We start from the raw sequence: 10,003 nt of genomic DNA on the forward strand, positions 1-10,003 counted from the left end.
TGTGGATCAAGCTGGGTCAAATTTTTCTCTCGCTCGCAATTTCTAGCAATATTTGACCTGAAAACGAAGATCCATGTCAAGCATGGGGCAAATTCATCCGCTTAACATGTGATATTCTTTCTGGAGAGGAGGGTGAGATGAGCAAAAAATCCGCCTATGAGGCCAAGACCCCGGATGACTTCGGTCATATCCATTACACCGAGGAAGAAAACGCGGTCTGGCGTGACCTTGTCGCCCGGCAACTGCCCGCCGTTGCGCGTCATATGGCGGCGCCCTATCGCGCGGGGCTCGCGAAGATGGCGCTGCCACGCGACCGTGTTCCGCAATGCACCGACCTGTCTGCCACGCTTGGCGGGCTGACCGGCTGGCGCGTCGAACCGGTGCCCGCGCTCATCGGGTTCGGCAAGTTCTTCGGCATGCTCTCGGAGCGGACCTTCCCGGCGGCCAGTTTCATCCGCTCACGGAAGGATTTTGACTATATCAAGGAGCCGGATATCTTCCACGAGGTTTTCGGCCATACGCCGCTCTTGACCGATCCGCGTTTCGCCGGGTTCAGCCAGGCGATCGGCAAGGCGGGGCTGAAGGCAGAGCCGGAGGACTACAGCTGGCTGATCCGGCTCTACTGGTTCACCATCGAGTTCGGCCTGACCCGGGAAGGCGGCCAGGTCAAGGCACTGGGGTCCGGGCTGGCAAGTTCACCGACCGAGCTGCCGTGGAGCGTGGGGGAGGGGGCGTCGGGCAAGCCGATCTTGCGTTCCTTCGACGTGACGGACATCCTGCGCACCCCCTACCGGATCGACATCCACCAGCCGCTTTATTTCGTTCTGGAGGACCTGGACGACTTGTTTGCCGCCGCCGATCGCGATCTGATGGCGGATGTGAAAGCGGCCCAGGCGCGGGGCCTGTTTGCGCCGACCTATGAAGACGAAGCGGGGTAGGGGAATGTCTGACACCTGTGATCTGAGCAACAAGGACTGCGTGCCCTGCCGAGGGGGCGTGGCGCCACTGGACGCGGCCGAGGCCGAGGCGCTGCTGGCGCAACTGGACGGCTGGCGCATCGACGGGGTCAACCTGGTCAAGCGACTGGAGTTCAAGGGCTTTGCCAAGGCGACCTATCACGCCAACCTCGCCGCCTTCCTGGGCGACAGGGAAGGGCATCACCCGGACATCAGCTTCGGCTGGGGCTACTGTCAGGTGGTCTTTACCACCCACGAGGCGGGTGGGTTGACTGAAAACGACTTCATCTGCGCGGCGAAATTCGACCGGATGTGTGCGGGCAGCTGAGGAGGTAGCCGATTCCTTCGAAGAAAGCGGACCGGATTTTTGAAAATTCCGGCTCGCAACGCATGGCCTTTGCTTCCAGGTTCATGTGGCGTATCACGCGCCCATGACCAAGTTTTCGTTCAAATTAAATGCCACCGATGGCAAGGCCCGCACCGGGGTGATCTCCACCCCGCGCGGGGATATCCGCACCCCCGCCTTCATGCCGGTGGGCACCGCAGGCACCGTCAAGGCGATGCTGCCTGAAAACGTGCGCGAAACCGGCGCCGATATCCTGCTGGGCAACACCTATCACCTGATGCTGCGCCCCACCGCCGAACGCATCGACCGGCTGGGGGGCTTGCACAGGTTCATGAACTGGGACCGGCCGATCCTGACGGACTCGGGCGGGTTTCAGGTGATGTCGCTGGCCGATCTGCGCAAACTGACTGAGAAGGGCGTGACCTTCAAAAGCCATATCGACGGCTCACGCCACGAGCTGACCCCGGAACGGTCGATGGAGATCCAGCGGTTGCTGGGCTCGGATATTGTCATGTGTTTCGATGAATGCCCCGCGCTGCCCGCAGATCGCAAACGCATCGCGGAAAGCATGCGCCTGTCGATGCGCTGGGCGGAGCGGTCGAAAGACGCGTTCGGCGACCGCCCCGGCCACGCTCTGTTCGGTATCATGCAGGGCGGGCTGGAACGGGACCTGCGCGAAGAATCGGCCCGCGCGCTTACGGAGATCGGATTCGACGGCTACGCGGTCGGGGGGCTGGCCGTGGGCGAAGGGCAGCAGGCGATGTTCGATTGCCTCGACTATGCGCCCGACTATCTGCCGACCGACAAGCCGCGCTACCTGATGGGCGTGGGCAAGCCCGACGACATCGTGGGCGCGGTGAAACGCGGCATCGACATGATGGATTGCGTGCTGCCGTCGCGTTCGGGGCGCACGGGCCAAGCCTTTACCCGGCGCGGCGTGGTGAACATCAAGAACGCCCGCCACGCCGACGATCCGCGCCCGCTGGACGAGGCCTGCACCTGCCCCGCCTGCCGCGACTATTCGCGCGCCTACCTGCACCATGTGTACCGGTCCAACGAGATGATCTCCGGCATGCTCCTGACCTGGCACAACCTGCATTACTTCCAGGAGATCATGCAGGGCATGCGCGAGGCCATCGCCGCGGGCACATTCGCCGAATGGGAGGCCGATTTCCACGCCACCCGCGCATTGGGCGACATCGCGCCGGTGTGACCCCTACGGCGCGAAGCGGAAGATATTGCGGAAGCTGACCTCGGCGCCGGAGACCGCGTTGATATAGGCGTCGCTTGCAGCCAGGGCGTCATAGGTGGCTTCGATCGCCTCCATCGACGGGTAGGCCACCGCCATCAGCCGCTGACCGGCGGCCGAGCCGGTCATCAGTGTGCCATAGCGGGTGATCAGCGCGCCGTTGCCCGCAAAAATGGGCAGAAGGCTTTTCATTTCCTCGACGTAGGGCGTGGGCGAGCTGAAGCGGGTGACAACGCCGACGGTCGGCTCCATCGCGGGCGGCTCGGTCAGGAACACGTCCTCGAGCTTGAGAATGTTGCGTATCACCAGCCGCGCCTTGCCGGAGCTGCCCATCGCCTTGAACGCATCGGAATGGTTTACATGATCCATCCCCGCGCCCATCGGCCCCAGCCCGGAATAGGTGGCAAAGAAGATGATGCAGCCAACATGGTCGCCGGTCAGGATTTGGCCGAACCGGGCCGAGATCGCATGACCGGAGGTGATCAGCCCCGCGGCAATGTCGGTGCAGTGCCCATAGGCGGTTTCCAGGTAATCGGGATCGCAGGACGCAACGGTAATCGTGGTATACTTGAGTTCGGGCATAGTTTTTCTCCCTGAAAATGTCCCCCGTTCGGACGGGGTGTGTCCCAGTATAGCACATTTCGGCCGGCGCCTTGCAGACGCCCGGCCTGACAGAAGATCGGAGCGGCGCAGGCTGGTGGCGCCGGAAACCCGCCGTTTCACCCTGTGCCGCTGTAAAGCCTCGCCCGGAAAGCCGCCTGACGCCCCAATTCACCGCGCATGGCCGCACGTAATCGTGAAAAGTGCAAATCTTATCCGTTATTCTGTGGATATCAGGCCCCGTGCCCTTGTGGTTCCAGAGACGGGTCGCCAAAATACCTGCAACGCGTCGGCCAGTGCGTTGTTGAAACCCGGGCATTTCGGCCCCATGTTAACTGACCGTGAACAGGAGACGGGATGTGCTGCCGCTGATCGGGGCCCTGCCGTCTGCCCAAGAACAAGGATAACCCATGACCGAGCAACTGAGCCCGTCCTATCCCGTCCTGCCCCTGCGCGACATCGTGGTTTTCCCCCACATGATCGTGCCTCTCTTCGTCGGTCGCGAGAAGAGTGTGAAGGCGCTGGAAGAGGTCATGCAGGACGACAAGCAGATCCTGCTGTCGAGCCAGATCGACCCCTCCGTCGACGAACCCGATTCCGATGGAATCTACCGCAGCGGTGTGCTGGCCAATGTGCTTCAGCTCCTGAAGCTGCCCGCCGGCACCGTGAAGGTGCTGGTCGAGGGGCAGGCGCGCGTGCAGATCACCGAATTCCACGACAACCCGGCGTTTTTCGAAGCCTCCGCCGTGTTACTGGAGGAAACCGCCGGCGACCCGCAAAGCGTCGAGGCGCTGCTGCGCTCGGTGGGCGAAGAATTCGAACGCTACGCCAAGGTCAAGAAAAACATCCCCGAAGAGGCGCTGGCGGCTGTCTCCGAAACGCGCGCGCCCGACAAACTGGCCGATCTCGTTGCCGGCCACCTCGGCGTGGAAGTCGACCAGAAGCAGGAGCTGCTGGAAACCCTCGACGTGGCCGAGCGGCTTGAGAAGGTCTATGGGCTGATGCAGGGCGAAATGTCCGTCCTGCAGGTCGAGAAGAAGATCAAGACCCGCGTCAAATCCCAGATGGAGCGCACCCAGCGCGAATATTATCTGAATGAGCAGATGAAAGCCATTCAGAAGGAGCTGGGCGATGGAGACGAAGGCCAGTCGGAAATCGCCGAACTGGAAGAAAAGATCGAATCCACCCAGCTGTCCAAGGAAGCGCGCGAAAAGGTCGATGGCGAGCTGAAGAAGCTCAAGAACATGTCGCCCATGTCGGCCGAGGCCACCGTCGTGCGCAACTACCTCGACTGGATGCTTTCGATCCCGTGGGGCAAGAAATCCCGCGTGAAGAAGGATCTGAACAACGCACAGGACGTGCTGGATCAAGACCACTACGGGCTGGAAAAGGTCAAGGAACGCATCGTCGAATATCTCGCCGTGCAGCAGCGCTCGAAGAAGCTGAAGGGGCCGATCATGTGCCTCGTCGGCCCGCCGGGCGTGGGCAAGACCTCGCTGGGCAAATCCGTGGCGCGGGCCACCGGGCGCGAATTCATCCGCATTTCGCTGGGCGGGGTGCGCGATGAAAGCGAGATCCGCGGCCATCGCCGGACCTATATCGGCTCGATGCCCGGCAAGATCATCCAGGCGCTGAAAAAGGCCAAGACCACGAACCCGCTTATCCTGCTCGATGAGATCGACAAGATGGGCCAGGATTTCCGGGGCGACCCGGCGTCGGCCATGCTGGAAGTGCTTGATCCGGAACAGAACTCCACTTTCGTGGATCACTATATGGAGGTCGAATACGACCTCTCGAACGTGATGTTCCTGACCACGGCCAACAGCTACAACATGCCGGGACCGCTTCTGGACCGGATGGAGATCATCCCGCTGGCCGGCTATACCGAGGACGAGAAATCCGAAATTGCCAAGCAGCACCTGATCTCGAAACAGGTCAAGAACCACGGTCTGAAAAAGGACGAATTCGTGCTGACGGATGCGGCCCTGACCGATATGATCCGCTACTACACCCGTGAGGCGGGTGTGCGGAACCTGGAACGCGAGATCGCCAAGCTGGCGCGCAAGGCCGTGACCAAGATCGTGCGCAAGCAGACCGACAGGGTCGAGGTCACTCCGGACACGCTGGAAGATTTCCTGGGCGTGCAGAAGTTCCGCTACGGCCTGGCCGAACAGGAAGACCAGGTGGGTGTCGTGACCGGCCTGGCCTGGACCTCGGTCGGTGGCGACCTGCTGTCGATCGAAGCGCTGCGCCTGCCCGGCAAGGGCCGGATGAAGACCACCGGCAAGCTGGGCGACGTGATGAAGGAGTCGATCGACGCGGCGTCGAGCTATGTGCGCTCGATCAGCCCGAGGATCGGGGTGAAACCGCCGCAGTTCGAGAAATGGGACATCCACGTGCACGTGCCCGATGGCGCCACGCCCAAGGACGGGCCCTCGGCCGGCCTGGCCATGGTGACTTCGATCGTCTCGGTGCTGACCGGCATTCCGGTGCGCAAGGACATTGCCATGACCGGCGAGGTCAGCCTGCGCGGCAATGCGATGCCGATCGGGGGGCTCAAGGAAAAGCTGCTGGCAGCCCTGCGTGGCGGTATCAAGACCGTGCTGATCCCCGAGGAGAACGAGAAAGACCTGGCCGACATTCCGGACAATGTGAAGGACGGGCTGAAGATCATTCCCGTGACCCATGTGCGTGAAGTGCTGAAACTGGCGCTGGTAAAGGAACCCGAACCGGTGGAATGGGATGAGGCGGCCGAGGAAGCCGCCGCGGCCGAAGCCGCGCTGAAGCGCGAAGAGGACCGGGCAGGGCGCACGGCGCACTGATCCTGCCTGCCCCATGGGGCGCTGGCGAACGAGTTGAAAAGGCGCGTCGGAGACGGTGCGCCTTTTCCTGTTGAGACGTTTTGTTGGGCAGGCGAGGGCTTGTCGTAGACCGCCCCGGAACCGCTACATCTTGTGGTGTACCCCCGCATGACGCTGGATTTCTAAGGGAATTTGCGCTAACCTGTTCCCAAATGGAAACAATAAAGCCGCAGGCAGAACCGGAACAGGGCAGTGACATGGTGAGCAAACGCAAGAAGAGCACCCGCAAGAGCAGCACGCGGATCAGCAGCACCAAATCCACATCCGTCAGCGGCGAGGCCGGAAAAACGGCAGTGCGCGCGGCGTCCTCCAAGGCTGCCGCCAGCTCGGCACCGCGCAAGGCGGCGACGGCCAGGGCCGTCAGCGCCGCCCGGGCTGCAGCGACCAGGGTTGTTGCGGAAAAGCCGGCTCCCGTATCCATTTCCGCCAAGCCGGAAGCTCCCGATATGGCGCAGACGGGTGGTGCCGTGAAGGCCGCGCAAACGCCCCCGGCCCCCGGACCCCAGGGGGTGACGACCGGTTCGGTCGCCATGAACAAACGTGCTCTTGTCGAACGTGTGGCCAGCCGCGCGGGGGTGCGAAAAGCCCAGGCCCGCCCCCTGGTCGAAGCCATGCTGGCCGAGTTGGGAGAGGCTCTGGACCGCAAGGAAATTCTGAAACTTCAACCTCTTGGCGTGATGCGCGTGGCCCGGGTGAGGGACGCGGGCGCAGCCGAAGTGATGGTCTGCAAACTGCGACGGAAAAAGACTGAAAAAGGTGGGGGCGACCCCCTTGCAGAGGCCGCCGAGTGACGCTAGAAAGCGCGCCATCGGGTGATTAGCTCAGTGGTAGAGCGCTTCGTTCACATCGAAGATGTCGGGGGTTCAAATCCCTCATCACCCACCATTCTCCTTCCATCCTTCTCCCCCTGTGCATGGCTGGTCGCACCTTCACGGGCCTCGGGATTTAGGCGCCTATGCGCAGCTAAGCGTGCGGGGCAGGCGCCAATGACCTGTCCGCCCGTGTTGCACCCGACCGATTTCCCTGCCAAGGGGCTTGCAAGCCCCCCCGTGCCCCATGTATGACGCAGGTCTCGGGGGTCGTTAGCTCAGTTGGTAGAGCGCTTCGTTTACACCGAAGATGTCGGGAGTTCGAGCCTCTCACGACCCACCATTCCTCCCGTCCGGAACGCCTGTGCCAGCCCCTTTGACCGGGTCGGTTTGATCAGGGTCTCCCGGCGGGTCAGCACAGCAGGCGCGAGTAGTGGATCAGCCCGTGGCGAAGCAGGGCCGTGCTTGCTGGATACCAAAGGGCCGCCATGGCGATCGGGTCGATACCGGCACGCTTTCCCAGTTGTGCCAGGGGGGTGCGGCCGTTCATGCCGGCCACCAGCGGGGCGATGGCCTTGTCCAGTTTCAGCGTGACCTGCGCGCCCTCAGTCTTGATCTTGATCTGACCGCGTTTTTCGATCTCCCGCGCCAGGGGCGCGGCGGCGACGCCTTTGAGATGCGGCACCTGGGACAGGTCGTGCCCATCCGCGACCGTCTCGGCGCGGGGCTTCGGGACCGCGTAGCCGGTGTGCATGCGGATGGTTCCGCGCAGCTCTTCGGCCAGGCTCATGCGCGCGACGGGATCCTCGGGCAGGGGCATCTCGCCGGTCAGGTCCGAGGGATCGTAAAGCGCCGGGCTGGTGAACCCCGCAAGGCGCAATCCGGCGTGATCCAGCGCCTGCACGACTTCGCCTACCCGGTAGGGGCGGTCGGTGGAATGCAGCAGAAGGTCATAGAACCCCGCATCGCTGCGTTTGTGGTCGCCGACCACGCGGTTCTGCGCAAAGGGATGGTTCTTTGGCAGATTGGCCAGGATCCTGCGCCCCTCGCGCAGGCGCTGCTTCGGCGGCAGGCCCGCAAGCAGCCTCGCAAAGGCATCCTGCAGCGGATAGACCCCGCTGCGCCCATAGGGGGCGTAGACCATGAAGCCCAGCCCGCCCTCGGGCGCCAGCGCCCGGCCGAGCGCGTCGAAACCGGCCTGCGGTTCCGGCAGGTGGTGCAGCACGCCGCAGCAGTCGATATAGTCGAACGGTCCCAATTCCGGGGCGTCGAGCAGGCTGCCGGTGAGAAAGGTGATGTTCTTCAGCCCGCGCATTCGGGCCCGTTCTTCGGCGATGGCGCGCGAGGCGGTGGACAGATCGATATAGGTGATCTGATAGGGCCGTCTTGCGCCAGTCAGCACCTGTGCGAGCTGAATCAACCCATCGCCGGTTCCGCCACCCGCGACCAGGGCCTTCAGAGGTTTCGTCCAGTCCCGTTTGCCGTTCCACAGGAACTGGTCCATCTCCAGCGGGTGGGATGGGGAGCCGGTGATCAGACGGCGCTTTTCGTCCTTCGGATCCCGTTCGGGATAAGGGTAGGCCTCATACTGTTCCTTGACGCTGCTCATGTCTGCCCTGTCTTTTCGTTATGTGCGCAGTCTGACCGGAGTCGCATGGGGATGCCAGAGCGGCGCGGAATGTTTCGCCAAAGGCGCCGAGTCGCCCGGCAGGGAAGGTGTGGGTTTGCGGTCAGTCCGGGTCAGCGCTCTGCGAGGTCAAACGTCCTGCCGCCGCGCGGCTGCGTCGTCTGGAGCGGTTGAACGAGGCCGTGAAGGGTTCGATCATCGCGCTGCGCCAGCTGTCATGCGGCTGGGCGATGCGGCGTCCTTTCTGGTCGGCCAGACCGAACTCCAGTTTTTCGTCTCCGCGCGGGACGTAGAGCGTACCGAAGGCCCAGTCCCAGATCGCCAGCACTTCGCCATAGTTCTTGTCAAAATGGACCGGGTCGATTGAATGGTGGACCTGGTGCTGCGCGGGCGAGATCAGGACATGTTCCGCCACCGGACCCCAGCTTAGCCAGATATGGGTGTGGCGCAGGTTCGCCCCGGCCAGGTTGAACGCATAGTAGAACAGGTTTGCCCCCATGATCGTGGCGATATCCACGCTGCCTACGACAAGGCCCAGCAGCAGCCCCTGCACCAGCCCAGTCAGCAGCGCCCGCGCGATCGCCGCAAAGATGTCATAGACCGGATGCTTGCGTGCGACGGTGATCGGGTTCAGCTGTTCGGCGGAATGGTGCAGGGCATGAAAGGGCCAGAGCCGAGGGCGCTCGTGAAACAGCCGGTGCACCCAATAGCCGACAAAATCGCTCGTGGCGAACAGGATCAGGCCGATCAGAATTGGCGGCCAGCTGCTTTGCGGTGACTGGTCCCCGGCCAGAAACACCTGGATCCGGTCCGCAAGCAAGGGGGCGAAGGCCAGCATCGAGAAAAGTCCCAGGACTCGCAGCACACCGCCGGTGAGCCAGAGCTTGACGTCGACCCAGAAGGATTTGGTGCGATAGACGCGGCGGGGAAAAAGCCAGGCCCAAAACCCTTCTCCCGGGCGGCGTGCCAGCCAAAGGGCCAGTGCGATCAGGATCGTCGAGGCGATGAAGACCGGGGACAGGCGCGAGTCCCCTGCAAACACGACCTGCAGCAACGCCTGCCGGACCATCTCCCAAACCTGGGTGTCCGTCATGCCTTGCAATTGTTCGAGCGTCAGATCCATCAGGGTTTCCTTCCTGGGGCGGAAAAGTAACGGTCGACAGGCCACTGTGCAATCACCGCCGGAGGGGCATTCGTTGGGGCGCCCATTTTTTTTCCCGAAGCTTTCGTAAAGCGCTTGACGCCCCCGCCATGCGCTTCTAGAACGCCCGGACAGTTCCCGAGAGGGGACGGCAGTGAGCGGTTGTAGCTCAGATGGTTAGAGTACCGGCCTGTCACGCCGGGGGTCGCGGGTTCGAGCCCCGTCAACCGCGCCACCGCTGCCACCCGACCCGGGAGAGGGTATCGGGACGGGACCGGATCCCGATCCACACATAGCCGAAAGGCAAAGCGCGGTTGTAGCTCAGATGGTTAGAGTACCGGCCTGTCACGCCGGGGGTCGCGGGTTCGAGCCCCGTCAACCGCGCCACTTTTCCGCCCCGGAAGCCTGCCCGGA

8 protein-coding genes and 4 tRNA genes are annotated in these 10,003 nt (G+C 63.0%); 9 read left to right on the forward strand and 3 right to left on the reverse strand.

Annotation, left to right across the window (positions count from 1 at the left end; genetic code table 11):
• Positions 1–137 precede the first annotated feature (137 nt).
• From Q1V43_RS14640 to tgt, 3 genes are all read left to right on the forward strand, one after another.
• On the forward strand, positions 138–938 hold the full coding sequence (locus Q1V43_RS14640) for a phenylalanine 4-monooxygenase (RefSeq protein ID WP_300519536.1): 801 nt from the start codon (positions 138–140) through the stop codon (positions 936–938).
• Between the two features lie 4 nt (positions 939–942).
• A complete protein-coding gene (locus Q1V43_RS14645; protein WP_300519539.1) occupies positions 943–1,284 on the forward strand; it encodes a 4a-hydroxytetrahydrobiopterin dehydratase in 342 nt (113 codons plus the stop codon).
• A 103-nt stretch (positions 1,285–1,387) separates the two neighbouring features.
• Positions 1,388–2,515, forward strand: coding sequence for a tRNA guanosine(34) transglycosylase Tgt (tgt, locus tag Q1V43_RS14650; protein ID WP_300519542.1), 1,128 nt, complete (start codon positions 1,388–1,390; stop codon positions 2,513–2,515).
• A 3-nt stretch (positions 2,516–2,518) separates the two neighbouring features.
• Here the strand turns inward: tgt and Q1V43_RS14655 are convergent, their stop codons facing one another.
• Positions 2,519–3,133 (reverse strand): hypothetical protein, encoded by a 615-nt coding sequence (locus Q1V43_RS14655; protein ID WP_300519545.1) that lies wholly within the window; start codon positions 3,131–3,133, stop codon positions 2,519–2,521.
• 428 nt (positions 3,134–3,561) lie between these two features.
• Here Q1V43_RS14655 and lon point away from each other — a divergent pair, with 428 nt between their 5' ends.
• The 4 genes from lon (at position 3,562) to Q1V43_RS14675 (ending at position 7,164) form a co-directional block, all read left to right on the forward strand.
• Positions 3,562–5,973, forward strand: a complete 2,412-nt coding sequence (gene lon / locus Q1V43_RS14660) for an endopeptidase La (RefSeq protein WP_300519548.1) — start codon at positions 3,562–3,564, stop codon at positions 5,971–5,973.
• A 236-nt stretch (positions 5,974–6,209) separates the two neighbouring features.
• A complete protein-coding gene (locus Q1V43_RS14665) occupies positions 6,210–6,803 on the forward strand; it encodes an HU family DNA-binding protein (RefSeq protein WP_300519551.1) in 594 nt (197 codons plus the stop codon).
• A 19-nt stretch (positions 6,804–6,822) separates the two neighbouring features.
• A tRNA-Val gene (locus Q1V43_RS14670) sits at positions 6,823–6,897 on the forward strand.
• A 191-nt stretch (positions 6,898–7,088) separates the two neighbouring features.
• A tRNA-Val gene (locus Q1V43_RS14675) sits at positions 7,089–7,164 on the forward strand.
• A 69-nt stretch (positions 7,165–7,233) separates the two neighbouring features.
• Here the strand turns inward: Q1V43_RS14675 and Q1V43_RS14680 are convergent.
• The gene (locus Q1V43_RS14680; RefSeq protein WP_300519554.1) at positions 7,234–8,430 is read right to left on the reverse strand and encodes a class I SAM-dependent methyltransferase; all 1,197 of its coding nucleotides are present in this window, start codon (positions 8,428–8,430) and stop codon (positions 7,234–7,236) included.
• A gap of 121 nt (positions 8,431–8,551) precedes the next feature.
• Positions 8,552–9,571 carry a sterol desaturase family protein gene (locus Q1V43_RS14685; RefSeq protein WP_300519556.1) on the reverse strand — a complete coding sequence of 340 codons (1,020 nt, stop codon included), beginning with the start codon at positions 9,569–9,571 and terminating at the stop codon, positions 8,552–8,554.
• A 176-nt stretch (positions 9,572–9,747) separates the two neighbouring features.
• Between Q1V43_RS14685 and Q1V43_RS14690 the strand changes: the two genes are divergently transcribed.
• Together Q1V43_RS14690 and Q1V43_RS14695 are read left to right on the forward strand one after the other, a co-directional pair.
• A tRNA-Asp gene (locus tag Q1V43_RS14690) sits at positions 9,748–9,824 on the forward strand.
• Positions 9,825–9,899: 75 nt separating this feature from the next.
• Positions 9,900–9,976 (forward strand) — tRNA-Asp (locus Q1V43_RS14695).
• Positions 9,977–10,003: the final 27 nt, after the last annotated feature.

Source organism: Aliiroseovarius sp. (genome assembly GCF_030148435.1).
Taxonomy (GTDB): Bacteria; Pseudomonadota; Alphaproteobacteria; order Rhodobacterales; family Rhodobacteraceae; genus JASBTN01.

Excerpts from the sequence above, each read along its gene's own strand:
- Q1V43_RS14665 (WP_300519551.1), top strand. The coding sequence starts at position 6,210 with ATGGTGAGCAAACGCAAGAAGAGCACCCGCAAGAGCAGCACGCGGATC.
- Q1V43_RS14645 (WP_300519539.1), top strand. The coding sequence starts at position 943 with ATGTCTGACACCTGTGATCTGAGCAACAAGGACTGCGTGCCCTGCCGA.
- Q1V43_RS14680 (WP_300519554.1), bottom strand. The coding sequence starts at position 8,430 with ATGAGCAGCGTCAAGGAACAGTATGAGGCCTACCCTTATCCCGAACGG.
- Q1V43_RS14685 (WP_300519556.1), bottom strand. The coding sequence starts at position 9,571 with ATGGATCTGACGCTCGAACAATTGCAAGGCATGACGGACACCCAGGTT.
- Q1V43_RS14655 (WP_300519545.1), bottom strand. The coding sequence starts at position 3,133 with ATGCCCGAACTCAAGTATACCACGATTACCGTTGCGTCCTGCGATCCC.
- tgt (WP_300519542.1), top strand. The coding sequence starts at position 1,388 with ATGACCAAGTTTTCGTTCAAATTAAATGCCACCGATGGCAAGGCCCGC.
- lon (WP_300519548.1), top strand. The coding sequence starts at position 3,562 with ATGACCGAGCAACTGAGCCCGTCCTATCCCGTCCTGCCCCTGCGCGAC.
- Q1V43_RS14640 (WP_300519536.1), top strand. The coding sequence starts at position 138 with ATGAGCAAAAAATCCGCCTATGAGGCCAAGACCCCGGATGACTTCGGT.